A 22276-nucleotide genomic window follows, 5' to 3' on the forward strand; every position below is an offset into this window, starting at 1 on the left:
CCCTTTAGCGGGTTCTGATTACCAGCGATAGTGACTGAATGCCTTGTTGGCTTCAGCCATACGGTGGGTGTCTTCGCGCTTCTTTACAGCAGCGCCACGATTGTTAACCGCGTCCATCAGTTCGTTGGACAAGCGCTCCTGCATCGTGTTCTCACCGCGCTTGCGGGAGGCATCGATCAACCACCGGATCGCCAGAGCCTGACGGCGCTCAGTGCGCACTTCGACAGGCACCTGATAGGTAGCACCACCGACACGACGTGAACGGACTTCAACAGCCGGCTTCACGTTGTCCAGAGCCGAGTGGAACATAGCCACCGGGTCAGCAGTTGCACCACCACGGTGACGCAGAACCTCGAGAGCACCGTAAACGATGCCTTCGGCGGTGGATTTCTTTCCATCGTACATCAGCGCATTCATGAAGCGCGTAATGACGATGTCTCCGAATTTTGGATCGGGAAGGATCTCACGCTTTACAGCGCGGTGACGGCGACTCATTCCAAATACCTCTTACTTCGGACGCTTCGCGCCATACAGCGAACGACGCTGACGACGCTTAGCGATGCCCTGCGTGTCAAGCACGCCTCGCAGGATGTGATAACGCACACCAGGAAGATCCTTCACTCGCCCACCACGGATAAGAACAACACTGTGTTCCTGAAGGTTATGACCTTCACCCGGAATGTAGCTTACGACCTCGTACCCGTTGGTCAGACGCACCTTGGCGACCTTACGCAGAGCGGAGTTCGGCTTCTTTGGCGTTACCGTGTACACGCGCGTGCATACGCCACGCTTCTGGGGGCATCCCTGTAGTGCAGGGACCTTATTCCGCTTTGCGGCCGGCTCACGGCCGTTCGCGATCAACTGGTTGATGGTCGGCATGCGCCCTTCCCAATCCTTGTCCTATTCCGGACAGAAAGCACCAGACTTTCTGCCATGACATTTTATTCAAATCGACATGCGGCTGAACCGCCTGCCTATCCCACATTTGGAAAGAGAAACAGCAAAAGCCATTTCCCTCCTTTTGTAGCGTGCGGCCTTGGCATCCCCCGAATCCGAGGTAGCGGCACCACATGCGATTCTTTGTCTTCGACGGCTTTTTTTCGCCTAATTAGACGGGAGTAGCCGAGGGCGCGGAACCTACGAAGGGTTCCGCGTTGAGTCAAGTGTTTCGGCTAAAATTGCGGCGATTCTAAAGAGAGAGTTTTTAGAATCGCCGCAATTTCCCCCCTGCTCTTCTTCTAAAAGAGGAACAGAGGAGTTTCTCATTATTCTGCCGCGTCTTTCACTTCAGCCGCTGAACGGCCAACGCGATGACGATCCTGGCTGGCAGCAATGCCGCGCAGACGGTTCATAACGCTACCAGTACCGGCCGGGATCAGACGACCCACAATCACGTTCTCCTTGAGACCGTTCAGTGTGTCGACCTTACCAGACGTCGCAGCGTCCGTAAGTACGCGCGTCGTCTCCTGGAAGGATGCTGCCGAGATAAAGGACTGCGTCTGCAGGGAAGCCTTGGTAATGCCCTGTAGCACCGGCATAGCCACTGCTGGGGTATCACCGTTTTCCTGAAGACGCTGGTTCTCGATCTCGTACTCAATCCGATCCACGGTCTCGCCGATCAGATAGGTAGAATCCCCTGGCTCCAGAATTTCAACCTTCTGCAGCATCTGACGAACAATGACCTCGATGTGCTTGTCATTGATCTTCACGCCCTGCAGTCGATAGACGTCCTGAATTTCGTTAACCAGATAATCCGAAAGCGCCTCGACACCCATAACTTTCAGAATGTCATGCGGCACACGCGGACCATCGACCAGCGGATCACCCTTCTGAACAAAGTCACCTTCCTGAACGGAAACGTGCTTGCCCTTCGGGATGAGATACTGCGTCTCTTCGCTGGTCTCGTCGTTTTTCACGATAACGCAACGCTTCGACTTGTAATCCTTCCCGAACTCAATACGCCCATCGCCTTCGGCAATGATCGCATGATCCTTCGGTCGGCGGGCTTCGAACAGTTCGGCAACACGCGGCAGACCACCGGTAATGTCACGGGTCTTGGAACCTTCACGCGGAATACGCGCCAGCACGTCACCAGCATGAACTTCGGCACCATTCTCAATCGACAAAATACTGTCTGGTGAGAGGAAGTAGCGAGCATCATTGCCATTGGCGAGCTTGACCACATTACCCGCAGCATCCTTGAGCTGCAGACGTGGACGAAGATCAACACCCTTAGAAGCCTGCTTGTAGTCAACCACAACCTTGGAGCTAAGGCCTGTGACCTCATCCATACGTTCGACAAGCGTGATGCTGTCGATCAGGTCAAGGTATTCAACCGTACCAGCCTGCTCGGTGATGATTGGAAGGGTGTACGGGTCCCACTCAGCCATCTTCTGACCACGTGCGACTGCCTCACCCTCGCCCACCATCAGACGTGCACCATAAGGCACACGATAACGGGCACGCTCGACACCGTTCTCATCGGTCAGCAGGATTTCGCAGTTACGCGACATCACCACCAGAACCTTCTGAGAGTTCTCAACCACGTTGCGGTTCTTGATCGTCACACGCCCATCACGGGAGGCTTCGACCATCGACTGCTCGGCGCCACGCGTTGCTGCACCACCAATATGGAAGGTACGCATCGTCAGCTGGGTACCAGGCTCACCGATTGACTGAGCGGCAATAACGCCGACAGCTTCACCAATGTTTACCGGCGTACCGCGAGCCAGATCACGACCATAGCAATGCGCACAGATACCAACGCGGCTATCGCATGTCAGAACCGAGCGGATCTCCATGCTCTCGACGCCGGCCTTCTCGATGAGCTCGGCTTCAGGCTCCTCGATCAGGGTGTTGCGCGGAAGCAGAACTTCATGCGTCACCGGGTGCAGCACATCCTTGGACGTCGTACGTCCCAGAATACGCTCAGACAGCGAAGCGACGACTTCGCCACTATCCATAACTGCACGAACCGTCAGGCCGCGTTCGGTACCGCAATCCGGCTCAACGATGATGCAATCCTGGGCAACGTCAACGAGACGACGCGTCAGATAACCCGAGTTTGCAGTCTTCAGAGCCGTATCCGCGAGGCCCTTACGAGCACCATGGCTGGACGTGAAGTAATCGAGAACCGACAGACCTTCTTTGAAGTTCGCGATAATCGGCTGTTCGATAATTTCGCCCGAAGGCTTCACCATCAGACCGCGCATACCAGCGAGCTGCTTCATCTGGGCCGGCGACCCACGAGCACCGGAGTGGCTCATCATCCAGACAGAGTTGGTCGGCTTACCGATAACCTGCTTGGAAATTTCCTTCAGCATGGCTGCCTGGACTTCGTCCGTGCAACGTGACCATGCGTCAACCACCTTGTTATAGCGCTCGCCGGCGGTGATCAGACCATCCTGATACTGCTGTTCGAATTCCTTGACCTCTTCCGACGTCTTGGCAACCAGCGGCGCCTTTTCTGCCGGAATGATCATGTCATCCTTGCCGAAGGAGATGCCGGCACGGGCAGCATGACGGAAGCCAAGACCCATCAGACGGTCACAGAAGATCACTGCTTCCTTCTGACCACAGTGACGGTAGACCGTGTCAATTACGTCAGACACGTTCTTCTTCGTCAGCTGCTTATTGATCAGGCTGAACGGAATCGCTGGGTGCTTCGGCAGGATCTGCGCAATAAGCGCGCGTCCCGGCGTCGTCACGATCATCTGGCGGATCGGCTTACCGTTTTCATCAACGGTCGGCAGGCGCAGACGAATCTTATCGTGCAGTTGCAGAGTGCCCGACAGCATTGCGCTCTCGATTTCTGCAACATCCGAGTATGCTGGCGGCGCAGCCTTAACGACCTTGTCGCCTTCGATAACAGCTTCGTCTGGTGTTGCCCGATACTCAGGAACTTCAAGGCTCAGATAATAGAGACCCAGAACAATATCCTGAGACGGCACGATAATCGGCTTACCGTTAGCCGGGCTAAGGATGTTGTTTGTGGACATCATCAGCACGCGAGCTTCCAGCTGCGCTTCGAGCGACAACGGAACGTGCACGGCCATCTGATCGCCGTCAAAGTCAGCATTGAACGCGGTGCAGACCAGCGGGTGAAGCTGGATAGCCTTCCCTTCGATCAGCGTTGGCTCAAATGCCTGAATACCAAGACGGTGAAGCGTCGGCGCACGGTTCAGCATCACAGGATGCTCGCGGATAACCTCTTCGAGGATATCCCAAACTTCCGGACGCTCTTTCTCCACCATGCGCTTTGCAGCTTTAATGGTGGTAGCGTGACCATACTTCTCAAGCTTCGAGTAGATGAACGGCTTGAAAAGCTCTAGCGCCATCTTCTTTGGAAGACCGCACTGGTGCAGCTTCAGCTCCGGGCCAACCACGATGACCGAACGGCCAGAGTAGTCAACGCGCTTACCAAGAAGGTTTTGACGGAAACGGCCCTGCTTGCCCTTGAGCATGTCGGACAGAGACTTCAGCGGACGCTTGTTGGCACCCGTGATGGCACGTCCACGACGACCGTTATCGAACAGCGCATCGACAGATTCCTGAAGCATACGCTTTTCGTTGCGAACAATAATGTCCGGCGCACGAAGCTCGATCAGACGCTTCAGACGGTTATTACGGTTGATAACGCGACGATACAGATCATTCAGATCGGACGTGGCAAAACGACCGCCATCCAGCGGGACCAGCGGACGCAGTTCCGGTGGGATCACCGGAATAATGTCCATGATCATCCAATCCGGACGAGAACCACTCTCAACGAATGCCTCAACAAGCTTCAGACGCTTAACCAGCTTCTTACGAGCAGCCTCAGACGTTGCCTTGCGCAGCTTCTTGCGCATCATCGTCTTTTCGGAATCGCCTTCCATGACTTCAGCATCATAGTCAAACGGATCCGCCAAGCCCTTTGCCTTAGCGGCAAGGCTCAGTTCGCGCTCCTGAGCGTTGGGAATACCCCAATCATACGTGGAAAGTGCACGCTTGATGGCTTCAGCGCCGATACCAACGTCGATGCCTGCATCCGGATATTCATCCAGAAGATCTTCACAACGTACTTCGTCCAGAAGGTACTGGTCGCGCTTCTTGCCGTTCTTGTATGACTCGATCTGATCGGAGTCACAGACTCCCTTGTCGAGCACAAGGAACTTTTCGAAGTACAGAACTGGCTCAACATCCTTGAGAGCCATATCCATCATCGTAGCAATACGGCTAGGAAGCGACTTCAGGAACCAGATATGTGCAACGGGTGAAGCGAGCTCGATATGGCCCATACGCTCACGGCGAACCTTCGCCAGCGTAACTTCAACACCGCACTTTTCACAGACAATGCCGCGGAACTTCATCCGCTTGTATTTTCCGCACAGGCATTCGTAGTCCTTGATCGGACCAAAAATACGGGCACAGAAAAGGCCGTCACGCTCAGGCTTGAACGTCCGGTAATTAATGGTCTCCGGCTTTTTGATTTCACCGTAAGACCAGGAACGGATCTGCTCGCTGGAAGCGAGCTGGATCTTGATCTGATCGAAGGCTACCGACTGGCCAGCCTGACCCAGGATCTTCATGAGTTCGTTCATGCGCCGAAACCCCAATGCGCGCCGCAGCGTCCTGCGGGCGCGTCAAAATTGAACCGTAAAGCGAGCAGCAGAGACGCCAATTAAGCGGCGCCCTGCTCAAGTTCGACATTCAGACCGAGCGACTTCAGTTCCTTGATCAGAACGTTGAAGCTCTCAGGAATACCGGCCTCGAAGTCATCCTGCTCACGCACGATCGCCTCATAAACCTTGGTACGGCCGGACACGTCATCCGACTTCACCGTCAGCATTTCCTGCAGCGTATATGCTGCGCCATACGCCTCAAGTGCCCACACTTCCATCTCACCGAAGCGCTGACCACCGAACTGCGCCTTACCACCCAGCGGCTGCTGCGTAACAAGCGAGTAAGGACCGATCGAACGTGCATGGATCTTGTCGTCGACAAGGTGATGCAGCTTCAGCATGTAGATGTAGCCAACTGTCGTCTTACGCTCGAACAGCTCGCCTGTACGACCATCGATCAGCTGGGACTGGCCAGACTTATCAACGCCAGCCTTCTCCAGCATGTTTTCGATATCGGGGATGGAAGCCCCATCGAAAACAGGCGTAGCAATTGGCAGGCCCTTGCGGAGGTTATTGGCCAGCTCAACAAGCTGCTCGTTAGGAAGCGTTGCCACATCCGTCTCGAACACTTCGTCGCCATAGACATCACGCAGGCGATCAAGCAGTTCCTGCTTACGCTCGCCAGACCGCTGATACTCGTCGACCATTTCCCCGATGCTTGCGCCAATATTGGCACATGCCCAACCCAGATGGGTTTCAAGGATCTGACCGATGTTCATACGAGACGGCACACCAAGCGGATTGAGAACGATATCAACCGCCTGACCGTTCTCCAGGAACGGCATGTCCTCGACTGGCACAACACGGGAAACAACACCCTTGTTACCATGGCGACCGGCCATCTTATCGCCAGGCTGAAGCTTACGCTTCACAGCGACGAAGACCTTAACCATCTTCATCACCCCAGGCGGCAGTTCATCACCACGCTGAAGCTTCTCGACCTTGTTCTCAAAGCGAGAGTTAATGAGGCGAACAGCTTCGTCGAACTCTGAACGCAGGGTCTCAAGCTCGGCGGTGACTTCGTCAGAAGCAACCGTGACGTTCCGCCATGCAGCGCGAGGATGCTCATCAAGCACCTCTACTGTGATCGGCGTTCCTGCACGGATCCCCTTGAAGCCTGCTCCTGCCACTTCACCAACCAGACGCTCACGCAGACGGTTGTGGAAGCTACGCTCCTGAATGGAACGCTCATCATCACGGTCCTTCGTCAGACGCTCGATTTCAGCGCGTTCGATGGCCATGGCACGTTCGTCCTTGTCCACACCGCGGCGCGAGAAGACACGAACATCAACGATCGTTCCAGTCGTTCCAGGTGGAAGCTTCAGAGACGTATCACGAACGTCAGAAGCCTTTTCACCAAAAATGGCACGCAGAAGCTTCTCTTCCGGCGTCATCGGGCTTTCGCCCTTTGGTGTCACCTTACCAACAAGAATGTCGCCCGGATTAACCTCTGCACCGACATAAACAATGCCAGCCTCGTCAAGGTTACGAAGAGCTTCTTCGCCGACATTAGGAATGTCGCGCGTAATTTCTTCCTGACCCAGCTTCGTATCACGAGCCATGACTTCGAATTCCTCGATATGAATCGAGGTGAACACGTCATCACGAGCAATACGCTCAGAAATCAGGATGGAGTCTTCGAAGTTGTAACCGTTCCAAGGCATGAACGCGACGAGCACGTTACGACCCAGAGCCAGTTCACCCAGCTCCGTGGACGGACCGTCAGCGATGATGTCGCCAGCATGAACCGTATCACCAACCTTTACCAGCGGGCGCTGGTTGATGCAGGTCGACTGGTTCGAACGCATGTACTTGCGAAGGCGATAGATATCGACGCCTTGAGTTGCACCGGCATCGTCGGTCGCGCGGACAACGATACGGGCACCATCAATCTGGTCGATAATACCGTCACGCTTGGCGACGATTGTCGCGCCAGAGTCACGCGCAACGGCTGCTTCCATGCCCGTACCAACCAGTGGGGCATCAGCCTTCACCAGCGGAACGGCCTGACGCTGCATGTTCGCACCCATCAGGGCGCGGTTCGCGTCATCGTTCTCAAGGAACGGAATGAGAGCTGCAGCAACAGACACAAGCTGCTTCGGTGATACGTCGCAAGCCGTAACCTGCTCAGGCGGAACAACGCGGAAGTCACCAGACTTACGAACCGAGACCAGTTCGTCCGTCAGATGGCCGTCGGCGCTTTGCTTCGCATCGGCCTGTGCAACAACAAGCTTCTCTTCTTCCATGGCGGAAAGATATTTCCAACCATCCTGAAGAATGCCGTCCTTCACAAGACGATACGGTGTCTCAATGAAGCCGTACTTGTTAACCTTGGCATAGGTCGAAAGCGAATTGATCAGACCAATATTCGGGCCTTCAGGCGTCTCAATTGGGCAGATACGACCGTAATGCGTCGGATGGACGTCACGAACTTCGAAGCCTGCGCGCTCACGGGTCAGACCACCCGGACCAAGCGCCGAGAGACGACGCTTGTGCGTCACTTCGGAAAGCGGGTTTGTCTGATCCATGAACTGGCTCAACTGCGAAGAGCCGAAGAACTCACGTACGGCAGCAGCCGCAGGCTTGGCGTTAATCAGATCATGCGGCATGACCGTGTCGATGTCGACGGAGCCCATGCGCTCGCGAATGGCACGCTCCATACGAAGCAAGCCAACGCGATACTGGTTTTCCATCAGTTCGCCCACAGAACGAACACGACGGTTACCAAGGTTATCGATGTCGTCGATCTGGCCACGACCATCCTTGAGATCGCACATGATCTTGATGGTACGCAGGATATCTTCCTTGCGCAGAACGCGCAGGGTATCCGGAGCGTCTACATCAAGACGCATGTTCATCTTGACACGACCAACAGACGAAAGGTCGTAGCGATCCTGGTCAAAGAACAGACCGCGGAACATCGCTTCAGCGGTTTCCTTGGTCGGCGGCTCGCCTGGACGCATGATACGATAGATATCGATCAGTGCTTCGTCACGGCTCGTGTTCTTGTCAACTGAGAGCGTGTTACGGATCCAAGGACCGTGCGAACCATCGATGGAAAGCGTTGGAAGCTCTGTAATTCCCAGCTCTTCAAGTGCTGCCAGACGGTCTTCCGTCAGCTCTTCACCAGCTTCACCGTAGATCTCGCCAGTGTTCTCATTGATGAGATCATGGGCAAGATAGCAGCCAAGAACGTCAAGGCGACCGACCTGAACTACACGGGTCTTTTCAGCAATCTTGCGAACCATGCGCGCTGTCAGCTTGGCATCGGCTTCAGCAACGACTTCACCGGTATCAGCGTCAACCAACGGGCTCAGCAGCTTCTGGCCGCGGAACGCATCAGGCTCGAACGGACGTGCCCAGCCATCACCCATGCGGGTAAAGGTGACCATGTCGTAGAAGTAGGACAGGATTTCATCCTGATCCATACCCCGAATGTCTAGACCTTCGACATCGCCGCCTTCTGCAATCTTCTCTTCGCGCTGGGCGATATAGTTCGCGCCCTCAAGAGCATAAAGCAGCGTCGTAACCGGAAGCTTACGCTTACGATCGATGCGGACGTAAATCAGGTCCTTTGCATCGAATTCGAAGTCCAGCCACGAACCACGATACGGAATCACACGGGCAGCAAAAAGATACTTGCCCGAAGAATGCGTCTTGCCCTTATCATGATCGAAGAAGACGCCCGGGCTACGATGCATCTGAGAAACGATGACACGCTCGGTACCATTGATAATGAAGGTGCCGTTATTGGTCATGAGCGGCATGTCGCCCATGTAAACCGGCTGTTCCTTCAGATCATGAATGGAGCGTGAACCTGTGTCTTCATCGATATCCCAAGTCGTAAGACGGAGGATAACCTTCAGCGGAGCTGCAAATGTCAGACCGCGCTGAATGCATTCTTCAACGTCATACTTCGGCTCTTCGAACTCGTAAGACACGAAGTCCAGACGACCGCGACCAGCAAAGTCATTGATTGGAAAAACCGAACGGAAGACTTCCTGCAGACCGGAGTTCTGACGGCTGTCAGGACTCACGTTCATTTGCAGGAACGCTTCGTAGGACGCGCGCTGCACATCGATCAGATTGGGCATCGGCGCAATTTCGGGAATGCGCCCGAAGCTTTTGCGGATCCTCTTGCGTCCCGTGAACGATTTGGTGATCGCGTTCATCTATCTTGCCCTCTGCACCAGACCTTCGAGTCGCCCGGGATTTCATTGTCAGACGAACGCCTGACACGACACGGACGACCGGAACGACCGGCTTTCAGTAATTTCAATACGTAGCGAGCCGCGTATTATACTCTTATTTCCACCAACGGCAAATCGGGCGGGAACCGCATGCGATCCCCGCCCTATCCGTCTGCTTTCGCAGAGGCCGCCTCCTCAGAGAGGAAACGACCCGATCAAGTTGATTACTTGATTTCGACCTTGGCGCCGTTGTCTTCCAGGGTCTTCTTGATCTTCTCGGCTTCGTCCTTGGACACGCCTTCCTTGACGGTCTTCGGTGCGCCTTCAACCAGGTCCTTAGCTTCCTTCAGACCCAGGCCCGTGATGCCACGGATTTCCTTAATCACGTTGATCTTCTTGTCGCCAGCAGCGGCCAGAACAACGGTGAACTCGGTCTGCTCTTCAGCAGGAGCTGCAGCAGCAGCCGGGCCAGCAGCAACAGCTACTGGAGCAGCAGCGGAAACGCCCCACTTCTCTTCGAGAAGCTTGGAAAGCTCAGCAGCTTCGAGAACGGTAAGAGCGGATAGCTCTTCAACAATCTTTGCCAGATCGGCCATGGTCTTATCCTACGTGATGCACTGTTTGATTGGGTTCAAATCTACGCCGCAGCGTTGATTTTACTCTTAGGCGGCTTCGCCGGTCTTGGCATAGGCGCCGAAGACGCGAGCAAGCTGGCCTGCCGGAGCCTGAACAACACCTGCGATACGCGTAGCGGGGGTCTGAATCATACCCACCAGCTTCGCACGCAGTTCGTCCAGAGACGGCAGCTCGGCAAGTGTCTTGATTCCAGCGACGTCAAGCGTCTGGGAACCAAGGGAGCCACCGAGCACTACAAGCTTGTCATTCGTCTTGGCGAACTCGACGATCACCTTTGCAACTGCAACCGGGTCTTCAGACCAAGCCAGGGCCGTTGGCCCCTTGAGCAGTGGCGCGATGCCGTCGAATTGGGTCCCACCCAGAGCGCGGCTGGCCAGCCGGTTCTTCGCAACCTTATATGTCGCACCTGCCGCACGAATGCGTCGACGCAGCTCCGTCACATCAGCAACCGTCAGACCCTTGTTCTGGGTGACGACAACCATGGACGTGCTGTTGAACACATCGGCGAGGAACTCGACAAAGGCCCGCTTTTCCGTACGGTCCAAAACCTGTCTCCTCGTCAGTCCGGAACGATCCGGACCAAGTTACCCATGGGATACCCCCGTTTCCGGAAAATATCCCGCTCGCCTGTCCACAGAAGTGAGCGAACCCAGTGCATCTTGGCAAAGCCACTGAAACACTGGCGCCCCGCCTGACGCTCGCCGCTCCATGAGAGGAGCATTTAAAGCACCAGAGGCGCTACGTGCGGTCTTGGACAGGTTTGGAAGCAATTCGCGAGCGAATTACCCCTACGCCACCATGCCGAAACATGGCGTCATTCCTTGTTGAGGGCTTTCTACAGAAAGCCCTCAATTCAATCAAGCCTCGAAGGAGGATACGTCAACGCGGACGCCCGGACCCATCGTGGAAGACAGCGCTGCCTTCTTCATGTAGGTACCCTTGGCGCCAGACGGACGAGCCTTCTGAACGGCATCGACCAGAGCCTTGATGTTCTCGACCAGCTTGGCTTCATCGAAAGAAGCCTTACCAACGCCAGCGTGGATGATACCGGCTTTTTCAGCACGATACTCAACCTGACCGGACTTGGCAGCCGTGATCGCACCCTTGACGTCCATCGTTACCGTGCCGAGACGCGGGTTCGGCATCAGGCCACGCGGACCAAGAACCTTACCGAGACGACCAACGAGAGCCATCATGTCAGGCGTTGCAATGCAGCGGTCGAAAGCGATTTCGCCAGCCTGGATCTTTTCAGCCAGGTCTTCTGCACCAACAACTTCTGCACCAGCTGCCAGAGCTTCTTCAGCCTTGGCGCCACGTGCGAACACGCCAACGCGAAGTGTCTTGCCCGTGCCGTTCGGCAGGGAGATCAGACCACGAACCATCTGATCAGCATGACGCGGGTCAATGCCAAGGTTCAGAGAGATTTCGATGGTCTCATCGAACTTTGCCTTGGCGTTGCTCTTCACCAGAGCAACAGCTTCGGAAAGGGCATATGGCTTGTTGCGCTCGACAGTAGCCTGCGCAGCATTCAGACGCTTGTTCTTGGCCATGATATCAGCCCTCCACCACGTTCAGGCCCATCGACTTCGCGGAGCCTGCGAGCATACGCACGGCGCCATCGAGATCGTTGGCGTTCATGTCCTTGAACTTCGTTTCAGCAATCTCGCGAAGCTGAGACGTCGTCACGGAACCAACAGCCGCAGCCTTACCAACCGTCTGGCTGCCCTTGGAAATCTTGGCAGCCTTCAGAAGGAAGTACGTGTTCGGCGGGGTCTTCGTGATGAAGGAGAACGTACGGTCTGCATACGCGGTGATGACCACCGGGATCGGCATACCTGGCTCAAGCTGCTGCGTCTTCGCGTTGAACTCTTTGCAGAACTGCATGATGTTCAGGCCGCGCTGACCCAGTGCCGGACCTACCGGCGGAGACGGGTTGGCTTTACCAGCCGGGATCTGAAGCTTGATGTAGCCAACAACTTTTTTGGCCATATCCGGGACTCCCCTGTTTATCGTTCCCGAACCGCGGTGACAACGGAGTCGGACACAGCCGCCCCCTCCCGCGTTCGAAGTGAGGCGGTCCCCTAGACTGGTTTAGCCTAGTGCGTCAACCCTCCGCGGGCATTTTTCGTCCCTTTGTCGCCGCTCAGATCGTTGTCAGCTGCAGACTCATGGGCATCAATTCCCGCCACAGGTGCCGGTTTGTGCAATCCTTCATACTGGAACGCACCAAACGGATCGATCTGCTTCACGCCTGGAAGCTCACTGACATCCCATCCCCCGCCCAGAGAGCGCACAAGACGGACTGTCGCCTGTATCTGTGAAGTCTGCGTCTGAACCAGCCCCAGCCGCGCCTGAAGCGCATCCTGCTGCGCCACGAGAGCATCCAGGTAGTTCGACAATCCACCTGTGTAGAGCGCCATGGTCATGCTCTGCGTCCGCAGGGCGGCCTCAACAGCTTTCTGCTGCTGGTCCTGAGCAATCTTGTATTGCCCGCTCTGGGTCAGACCGTTTTCCACGTCCTGAAACGCCGACAGGACAACGCCGCGATAATCATCAACCGAAGCCCGATATTGAGACCAGGCCCGTTGCAAGGCCGCACGCCTTAATCCACCCGTAAATGCTGGCTCCACAGCTTGAACTGCAATTTTCCAGAATGCCCGGGAGACACTGGCAAGATCAAACCCGCCATCCTCAAAGCCACCATCCGCGCTCAACGTAATATGCGGATAGAACGCTGCTCGTGATATGCCTATTGCCCGGGAGGCTGCGGCCATGTGTCGTTCAGCTGATGCAATATCCGGACGCCGCTCCAGCAGGGACGACGGGAAGCCCGGATTTACCTTCACGACACCAAACCGCATTTTCACATCGCGAACTGGCGCAATATGGAAACCCGCAGGCGCTGTATTCAGTAGCACGGCGATCGCATTTTCCATCACTCGCCGGTCTGCAACCAGAGTGCTCTGAGCGGCCATGGCTGAAAACAGCTGATTCTGGGCACGCGAAACGTCAAGGCCGGCACCAATGGCACCAGCCTGACGCAGCTCCGTAATTTCTACTGCGGCCTTAAAGTAATGGATTGAGTCTTCATAAACCGCATTCTGGGCATCAAGCCCTCGCAACGCGATATAATCGCTGGCGAGCTCCGCCTCCAGGCTCAGCTTGGCGGACGCATATTCTGCGGCCGTCGCCTGAGCGAGATTTTTCTCCATCCGCGTTGAGTTACGGATGGAGTCCCAGAAATCAGGCTCCCAGGTTGCAGCACCGCTATAAGCCTGATTTGACTCATACACGAGCGACGAACTGGTTCTCGGGTTGTTATACAACCGCCCGACCGAGCCCTTGTTATAGCTCATATGAGCTGCACCGGTGAGCTGCGGATAGAGCTTGCTCTCCGCCTCGCGCGCAACGTCCCGGGCTTGGGTAAAGGCTTCCGCTGCGGCCTGCAGGTCCGGATTGACCTGCAGCATCCGCGTTTCCATCTCGTTCAGGATAGGGTCCTTGAACATCGTCCACCAGTCACTGCGGAGTGCATCATCCGCAGGACGGGCGTTGCCCATGACCCCCTTCCCTTCCCAGCCTTCCGGATAGAGGAATTTTTGGGGATGGTACTCTGGCGCCAGATTGCAGGACGCCAGACCGATGGACAGGACACCAGCCAAAGCCGTCGCCACATGACGGCGAGGCCTGGAGAAATATCCGCGCTTGCGATCAGTCAATCTCATCAACGGGATCCAGCCTCATCCGGATTGGCATCATGCGAACGCACAGATTTCTGGTCCTCTTCCTGCTGAGCCTTGGTCGGAATGTTATAGCCCGGTGTCGTTGGCACAACACGAACCTCATCCCCTTCCAGCAGATCAGCGGTCGGGTTGGCAATAAGCTGGTCATCCTTCGTCACACCACTCAGGATCTGCACAGTCGTCCCAAAGTTGATACCAACCGTGACGCTGACCAAATGGACATGTCCGTTGATAACTTTGGCAACCTGCATTCCCTGGGCCCGGAAAATGATAGCGCCCTCGGGAAGAATCAAAATGTCCGGATTGCCGGGAGCAGCGATATGAGCTGTTGCGTAGGAATTCGGCCAGAGAAGATTGTCCTCATTCCCGATCGTTAGCTCTGTCGTCACAGTTCGCGTAGACGCATTGAACGCGTTTGCCGTTGCCAGGAACGTGGCGCGGAAGCGGCGCCCTGGATACTGCGGAACAGACAGATCAGCCGTAATTTTAGGCGAAATAACGCTCGCAAAATCCTGCGGAACAGAGACAAAAACGCGCATCCGATGAACATCTGCCACCGAAAACAGCTCTGAGGCTGTTCCGCGCGAATTCACGTTTCCACCCCCTGCATTCACATAGTCACCAACGTTCACCAGACGTGACGTCACGATTCCATCGAATGGAGCGACAATTTTTTTGAAGTCTTCCAGCGCCTGAAAACGCTCGACTTCATGCTCGGCAGCTTCCAGTTCAGCTTTCTGTGCCGCTGCATTTGCCGCCTGCACGTCCACTTCCTGCCGGGAAACAGCCTGCGTCCCCTTCAGAGCAGTCCAGCGCTGAGTCGTGATAACGGCCAGATTATAGCGCGCCAGTTTGACGTTATATTGCGCCTTGGCCGCCTGGAACTGGGCATCAATGCTTGGCGTATTGATTTCAGCCAGAACATCGCCACGCTTCACATGCGCGCCGTAGTCCTTGTACCACATCTTCACATAGCCGGAGACCTGAGCGTAAATCGGCGCTTCATACCAGGCCGCCAGATTGGCTGGCAGATCCACCTGACGCGTTTTCGGCCCAGGCTGCGGAGAAATCAGCGTTACCGGCGGAATGGCCGCTTCTTCAGTCACACCGCTGAGCGAATGATAGTGCACGCCTCTTTCAACGATACCCCAGGCAGCCAGCACAATGGCAACCACCACGACACCAAGAAGAATCAGTCTGTTCCGCACGGGTGATCCACTTTCCTGTCGGTTTCCCTGAGGCGTCTGCCCCTGTTGTGTCGGGTGGGTCACGCGCGGTCTCCTTCAGGCCCAGCAGGCCGCTTGTAATGCATTAGGGCAAAGACACAGGGAACGAACAGCAACGTTGCCACTGTTGCGATGAGCAGGCCACCAATCACGGCCTTACCCAGCGGAGCGTTCGAGGAATTACTGATCGACATCGGAATCATGCCGATCATCATGGCAAGCGCTGTCATCAGAACCGGGCGGATACGCTCATATCCCGCCTCCAGAGACGCCAGCAGAACATCACCGTGGTGATCCAGCCGCTCTCGTGCAAACGAGACGACAAGAATGGCATTCGCGGTAGCCGTTCCCATACACATGATCGCACCGGTCAATGCAGGCACAGACAATGGCGTGTGGGTCAGGAACAGGCTCCAGGAAATACCACCAAGCGCACCCGGCAACGCTGTGATGATCACGAACGGATCAAGCCAGGACTGAAAATTCACTACGATGATCAGGTAAACAAGAACAATGGACAGGGCGAGACCGCCAATCAGCTGCACATAGGCATCATTCATGGTCACGGCCTGACCGCGCACCACAAGGGTTGATCCGTGCGGCAGGTCTTTACGCTCTCCGTCAACCACGCGGTTCACTGCGCGCGACAGGGTGCCAAGGTCCGTCCCCTCTGGAGCTGCGTAAATATCGAAGACCGGCATGATGTTGTAATGTGAGATTTCCGCAGGCGTACCGGTCTGAACCAGTTCGCTCAGGGCACCCAGCATCTGCGGGTTCTGATTGGTCGGGTTGCCGTCGCCCTTGTCGATTGGAACGATTTCCAGATCATTCATGGTCTGAAGATAGTTCGCAGGTGTCTGCACATCGATAAGCTGAGACGTCCCCTGAGCATTCAGGTAGTAGGTCTGCCCCACCTGCGCACTACCAGACAGCGTTACGAGAGCATTCAACGCAACGTCCCGCTGTGTGATGCCTGTTCCCAGTGCAAAGCTTCGACGATTGTTGATCAGCAACGTTGGCTGGGTCATTGGCTGCTGAACGGATACGTCTGTGATACCCGGAATATGACGCAGCTTCTTGGCCAAATGCGTTGCAAAGGCAAAGTTGTTCTGCAGATCACGGCCCGAAATCTGAACGTCAATCGGCGCTGGCAGACCGAAGTTCAGGATTTTGGCAGTCATGTCACCCGGCTGGAACGTGAAGATTGTTCCAGGAAACGCATCTGTCAGCCCCTTACGGACTTTCTGACGGTATTCTGGGATAGGGCTCTCATCATTCTTGAGCTGGATCGTGATGTCGCAATCCTGCGCACCCGTTGTCGGTGACGGCACCATGGCCTGGTTCAACTGACTGAACGGCAAGCCGCAGTTATTCACGACATTCTCGACCTGACCCGGCAGGATCTCCCGCAGGCGCTTTTCTGCAAGCCCAGCGATCTTGCCTGTCTCTTCAATACGCGTGCCAACCGGTGCGCGCATATGCATCTGAAGCGTACCGGATTTGATTTCGGGGAAGAAATCCTGCCCAACGAACAACAGCAGGGCCATGGATGCCACAGCCGCCAGAAGGAACATGGCAACAAATCGGCCGCGAATAGCAATCAGGCCCGACAGGATACCTTTGTAATGCTCGCGGAAGCTCGTAAACCGGGCTTCAAAGCCTCTCTGGAACCGTCCAAAAAAGCCTGGCTTACGATGATGCCACTCCGGATCACGGTGCATCTTCACCTGCGCCGGAAGCAGCCAGTTCGCCATTGTCGGGACGAGGGTTCGAGAGAGAATGAAGGACGCAATCATCGCGAAGATGATGGCCTCGGCCATTGGCATGAAGAGCCAGCCGGAAACACCCGTCAGCTCGAAAAGCGGTAGCCAGACGATACAGATACAGGTTGTTGACACGAATGTCGGAATGACGATCTGATTAGCTGCATCAATGATGGCGTCTTCAAGCTCTTTCCCCATCTCAAGATGGGCATCGATATTCTCAATCATGACGGTCGCGTCATCCACGAGAATACCGACAGCCAGAGCGAGACCACCCAGTGTCATGACGTTAATCGACTGCCCCGCAATACTGAGGCCGATCAACGAACAGAGCATGGCCAGCGGAATGGACGTCGCAACGATGACGGTAGAGCGCCAGGAACCGAGGAAGAGCAGAACTGTCAAACTGGTCAGGATCGCAGCGGTGATCATCTCACGCACCACGTCAAAAACCGACTCTTTCACGAAGCCTGACGCGTCCGTCAGTACGTTCAGAGTGGTGCCAGCCGGCAACGTAGCCTTGATCTGAGGCAGAAGCGCCTTCACGCCCGCGACGACAGACAGGGTCGAGGCATCACCACTTTTCAGGATAACGATCAGAACGGCCTGCTGTCCCTTCACCAGAACAGCGTTGATCTGTGGAGGCCCCCCTCGATGCACCCACGCGACATCTCGCAGGTAGATAACGGAGTTTCCCACCTGCTTGATGGGCATTTTGTTGAAGACCGAAAGATCAAGCGGGGTCGAGTTGGTCTTCACCATCCAGTCAATGGACCCGACCTTCTGATCACCAGCCGGCAGAACAATGTTCTGGCGGTTCAGAGCATTTGCAACGTCTTCGGGTGAAAGACGGTGAGCCTGAAGTTTGATCGGGTCGATATCGACCATGATGTCCGGCGCAAGACCACCATATGGATTCGGAATGGCTGCACCCGCGACCGGCACAAGCGCCGGGCGAATCAGGTTGGACGCCATGTTGTAGATTTCCGACCCGGACATGGTCGAATTGTTGACCTGCAACGTCAGAACCGGAACGGAAGACGCATCCAGCGCGATGATCAACGGCGGCGTCGCCCCGGTCGGCATCTGCTTGATGACTGTCTGGGAAACAGACGTAATCTGCGTTTGCGCAACCGCAGTATTCGTTCCGGGCTGGAAGAAAACCTTGACAATGCCACGGCCGTAGTAAGACGAGCTCTCAATATGCTCGATATTACTGACAGTCGCTGTTAGCGATCTTTCGTAATAATAAACAATACGACCCGACATATCGTCTGGCATGAGCCCAGTATAGGACCAGACAATCGCAACAATAGGGATCTTGATTGAAGGAAAAACGTCCGTCGGCGTCGAAACAATCGCCCTGACCCCAAAAATAAGGATCATGATCGAAAGAACAACGAACGTATAAGGCCGTTTGAGGGCCGTTACGACGATGGCATTCATGCGTCTGCGATGCTCCCGTTCCTAGATGATCGGAGCTGCGCGATTACGTCAGTCTTTTTCAGTCTCAACGGGCGTCCCCTTTAAATTGAGACAAGTCATACCGGACACAGGAAGTGCGACAAGCAAAATTGAATTTAAGAAAGACCGGATTCAGGCATGAAACAGAAATGTCATGTAATACTGGCACTACGATCGGAGCCACTGCGCCCTGAAAAATGAATCGTAAATATTGATCCTGCCAGTTCCTGATTGGGCCGGAACGCACTGATTTTCAGCGTTGCCCCATGCAAATGCAGAATTGCAGATACAAGACTCAAACCAAGACCACTTCCCGGAATGTGACGACTTTTGTCTGAACGGTAGAATCGCCCCAGTACGGCGCCCCGCTCTTCCTCCGCAATCCCGATGCCCGTGTCATGAACCTGAAGCCAGGCACAGCCCTGCTCGTCCTGCCCGACCATCAACCCAACATCCCCGCCTGGAGGCGTGAACTTGATGGCGTTGTCCACGAGGTTTGCCAGCACCTCGTTCAGAAGATCCATATCTCCATAGAGGGGGATTGCGCGATCTGCGCCTTCCACACTCAGAGCCAACCCACCAGCCTCGGCAATCGGCTCATAGAGATCTGCGATACCCGCAACCAGCTCCGACAGATCCATCGTCGTGAAACCAGCCTGCCGACGTCCGTTCTCAATTTCACCGATACGTAGCAGCGCCGTAATCACCGAAAAGCACTGATCCAGATCCTGCGTGGCCCGCAGAATAATGGACTTGAGGTGAACAGGATCATCTGACGAGGAGAGCGCTCGCTCCAACCGCGCCCGCACACGTGCCAGTGGGGTCCTAAGATCGTGCGCAATATCGTTGCCAACATCCCGAATTTCATCAAGCAGATGTTCAAGCCGATCCAGCATCCGGTTCACGGCGCCTGCAAGACGCTCGATATCATCCCATTCGCGCCCGGCGGGCAAACGCTCATGCAGATCGCCCGCCATGATCCGTTCAATGGCCTGTCGCATCTCCTTGACCCGCGCCAAGGCCCGATGACTGAGAAACAATCCCGCCAGCAGCGCAAACAGCACCATTGGCACCAGTGAGATCAGCGCAGCCCGCTTGATGATGTACCGGAGCTCATCCGCCATATGCATGGAGCGGGCAAGGACCAGAATCCGATCGCCTGCTCCGCCACCCGGCCCCGGAACTTCTATCGCCAGATATCGCATCTCATAGGGTGTGTCCCCCGGCGGCGCAACTTTGAGCCGACGTGTCCGGTTAGACACCTCCAGCCCTTCAGGCCAACGCCGAATGTCACCAACAATACGGTTGTGATTCAGATCGAAAAGGCCAGCGCCATTCAAAATGACGCGCAGGTCCGTCTTGCTTCGTTCCCGGACGACGTCTTCCAGACGCTCAGGCGTTTCCTGAACGAGAAGTGCTGCCTCACGCCGGAGCAGATCGCTGGAACGAGCACTTTCGTAACCGTTCATCTGGGCATAGACGAGCAGGAACTGCATCGTGATGCCGCCGATCATCGCCACCACGAATGCCAGTGTCAGCCGGAACGTGGCCGTCCGGAAAATGTCAGTCCGATACACGCAGACTGAACCCCGCGCCCCGGATGCTATGGATCAGCGGCGTTTCGCCCTGAAGATCAATCTTCCTGCGCAACTTGCCGATATGCACGTCCACCAGATTGGTCTGTGGCACAAAGCGGTAGTTCCAGACGTCCTCAAGCAGCATCGTTCGGGTCAGAACGGTGCCCGGGCGGCGCATCATGTATTCCAGAAGACGGAACTCACGCGGGAGAAGCTCAACGTCCCGGCCACTGCGAGACACCTTGCGCTCAATCAGGTCCATTTCAAGCGGGCCAACCCGCAGAACCGTTACCCGGCTATCCGTGGGACGCCGCAGCAGGGCCTCCAATCGGGCAGCAAGCTCTTCCATGGCGAACGGCTTTGTAAGGTAGTCGTCACCACCAGCCTTCAGGCCATTCACACGGTCATCAACTGCGGACAATGCCGAAAGAACCAGAACGGGAAGTGTGATCTTCTGGCGGCGCAGGGCCTCGATAACACTCAGGCCGTCCATCTCAGGCAACATACGATCAACGACCATCAGGTCATATTGACCGGACTGCGCAGCTTCGAGGCCCAGAATACCATTATCGACCCACGTCACATCATAACCGCGCGTCTTAAGCTCCTCGGAGACTTCCGACGCAATACTTTCATCATCCTCAATCAGCAGGAGACGAATGACAGGCTCAATCGGGCGGGAGACCGCCTCGTGCTCAGGTACGGGCATCATGCTCATAACTGTCACATGCGGGAATATATCCTGTCATCCAATTAAAATCAGTCTTAAGCTTCCAGACTATCAATCTCGTCCTGCCCCTCATCCGTTTTATCAATACCATCTAGCGATCTCAGGCGACGCCCAAGAACACGGGTCCGGCGGCGCGCCTCTTCGATCGTGTTTCCCATCGTACCGGCATTACGCTGCAATCGTTCAAGAACCTGATCCATTCGAAGCATTTCCTGCCGTGTTGCGCCTAGCAGGCTTGCAATGGTTTCTGTCCGCTCTTCCAACGCAAGCGTCACATAACCGAGATGAACCGTACGCAGCATGGCGGGTAGCAATGACGGTCCCATGACAATCACCCGATACAGCCGCCCGATTTCATCAATAACGCCGGGCATCCGGGCAATTTCGGTATAAAGACCGTCCGTCGGCAGATAAAGGACGGCGAATTCAACCGTGACAGGTGGCCGGATATATTTGGAGGCGATCTTGCGCGCCTCGAACTTGATCGCCGTCTCAAGCTCGCGCCTTGCAGCCTTTTCAGCCGATGCATCAGAAAGCTCTGATGCATTCAAAAGCCGCTCGTAAGCCTCGGTGGGAAATTTGCTGTCAATCGCCAGGCGGGGAGCAACATGCCCTTTCACAGGCATTCGAATGGCAAACTCTACCGACTCTCCGCTGTCTCCCAGTCGGAAGTTAGTGTCATAGCTCCCCTCCGGAAGAATATCGTCCAGAATAGCCCGGCACTGCGCCTCGCCCCAGCCGCCGCGCGTCTTGACGTTCGAGAACAGACGTTTGAGGTCTCCGATCTGGGCTGTAACGCTTGTGACCTCACCGAGAGCTTTCTGCATCGCACTGAACTGCTCAACCACGCGCTGAAAGCTGGTTTGCATCTGTTTTTCGACAGCACCGTGCAACTGTTCATTTACGGCCAGACGGATCCGCTCGATCTGCTCGTTCTGACTTTGTGCCATGTCACGCAGCGCATCAGAGAGCAGAACACGCCCTTCAGCCTGATCCTGCCCAACGCGGCGCGCGAGATCGCCCAGTTTTTCACTGGTTTCAAGCCGAAGAGCATCCATCCGACCAGATAGGACACGCTCAACCTCGGCCAAGTGCGCCCGCTGATAGTCCGCATCCCGCGCACGCTCATCGGCTTCACGGTCCAGAAGGCGGGCGACGTCCCTGCTATTACCACGCAACAACGCCAAGGCAGCCACCACGAGCGCCGCTGCTGCAATAATCCATGGAACGAACTGCACCATACCGGAACTCCCATCCTGCATGGCGCGGTTCTAGCCCCTTAGG

The 22276-nt window shown here is 55.7% G+C and carries 14 protein-coding genes; all 14 read right to left on the reverse strand.

All coding sequences use genetic code 11. The features are described 5' to 3' along the window. Nucleotides 1-18: 18 nt before the first annotated feature. A complete protein-coding gene (gene rpsG, locus KP707_RS12120; RefSeq protein WP_046901175.1) occupies nucleotides 19-495 on the reverse strand; it encodes a 30S ribosomal protein S7 in 477 nt (158 codons plus the stop codon). Between the two features lie 12 nt (nucleotides 496-507). Beyond that, on the reverse strand, nucleotides 508-879 hold the full coding sequence (gene rpsL / locus KP707_RS12125; RefSeq protein ID WP_010502158.1) for a 30S ribosomal protein S12: 372 nt from the start codon (nucleotides 877-879) through the stop codon (nucleotides 508-510). Nucleotides 880-1265: 386 nt separating this feature from the next. Further along, entirely contained in the window at nucleotides 1266-5582 is a 4317-nt protein-coding gene (gene rpoC / locus KP707_RS12130; RefSeq protein WP_086632948.1) for a DNA-directed RNA polymerase subunit beta', read from the reverse strand. Between the two features lie 80 nt (nucleotides 5583-5662). After that, nucleotides 5663-9835, reverse strand: a complete 4173-nt coding sequence (rpoB, locus tag KP707_RS12135; RefSeq protein ID WP_099213177.1) for a DNA-directed RNA polymerase subunit beta — start codon at nucleotides 9833-9835, stop codon at nucleotides 5663-5665. A gap of 242 nt (nucleotides 9836-10077) precedes the next feature. Continuing rightward, the gene (gene rplL / locus KP707_RS12140) at nucleotides 10078-10449 is read right to left on the reverse strand and encodes a 50S ribosomal protein L7/L12 (protein ID WP_064275059.1); all 372 of its coding nucleotides are present in this window, start codon (nucleotides 10447-10449) and stop codon (nucleotides 10078-10080) included. A 66-nt stretch (nucleotides 10450-10515) separates the two neighbouring features. Beyond that, nucleotides 10516-11034, reverse strand: coding sequence for a 50S ribosomal protein L10 (rplJ, locus tag KP707_RS12145; protein WP_211501357.1), 519 nt, complete (start codon nucleotides 11032-11034; stop codon nucleotides 10516-10518). Nucleotides 11035-11346: 312 nt separating this feature from the next. Continuing rightward, the gene (gene rplA / locus KP707_RS12150; RefSeq protein WP_046901170.1) at nucleotides 11347-12039 is read right to left on the reverse strand and encodes a 50S ribosomal protein L1; all 693 of its coding nucleotides are present in this window, start codon (nucleotides 12037-12039) and stop codon (nucleotides 11347-11349) included. A gap of 4 nt (nucleotides 12040-12043) precedes the next feature. Further along, complete coding sequence (gene rplK, locus KP707_RS12155; RefSeq protein ID WP_046901169.1) at nucleotides 12044-12478, reverse strand: 50S ribosomal protein L11; 435 nt, start codon at nucleotides 12476-12478, stop codon at nucleotides 12044-12046. Nucleotides 12479-12585: 107 nt separating this feature from the next. After that, the gene (locus tag KP707_RS12160) at nucleotides 12586-14214 is read right to left on the reverse strand and encodes an efflux transporter outer membrane subunit (RefSeq protein ID WP_211496670.1); all 1629 of its coding nucleotides are present in this window, start codon (nucleotides 14212-14214) and stop codon (nucleotides 12586-12588) included. Continuing rightward, on the reverse strand, nucleotides 14214-15440 hold the full coding sequence (locus KP707_RS12165; protein WP_046901168.1) for an efflux RND transporter periplasmic adaptor subunit: 1227 nt from the start codon (nucleotides 15438-15440) through the stop codon (nucleotides 14214-14216). Before KP707_RS12165 ends, KP707_RS12160 begins: the two co-directional genes overlap by 1 nt. 59 nt (nucleotides 15441-15499) lie before the next feature. Further along, complete coding sequence (locus KP707_RS12170) at nucleotides 15500-18667, reverse strand: efflux RND transporter permease subunit (protein WP_086632945.1); 3168 nt, start codon at nucleotides 18665-18667, stop codon at nucleotides 15500-15502. A gap of 170 nt (nucleotides 18668-18837) precedes the next feature. Then, nucleotides 18838-20262: an ATP-binding protein gene (locus KP707_RS12175; protein WP_211503285.1), complete on the reverse strand. Its 1425-nt coding sequence runs from the start codon at nucleotides 20260-20262 to the stop codon at nucleotides 18838-18840. After that, nucleotides 20249-20980 carry a response regulator transcription factor gene (locus tag KP707_RS12180; protein ID WP_086632943.1) on the reverse strand — a complete coding sequence of 244 codons (732 nt, stop codon included), beginning with the start codon at nucleotides 20978-20980 and terminating at the stop codon, nucleotides 20249-20251. Before KP707_RS12180 ends, KP707_RS12175 begins: the two co-directional genes overlap by 14 nt. Before the next feature lie 47 nt (nucleotides 20981-21027). After that, on the reverse strand, nucleotides 21028-22254 hold the full coding sequence (locus KP707_RS12185) for a DNA recombination protein RmuC (protein WP_211503284.1): 1227 nt from the start codon (nucleotides 22252-22254) through the stop codon (nucleotides 21028-21030). Between the last annotated feature and the right edge of the window lie 22 nt (nucleotides 22255-22276).

It is taken from the genome of Gluconobacter sp. P5E10 (assembly GCF_018812145.1).
GTDB classification, from domain to species: Bacteria; Pseudomonadota; Alphaproteobacteria; order Acetobacterales; family Acetobacteraceae; genus Gluconobacter; species Gluconobacter cerinus.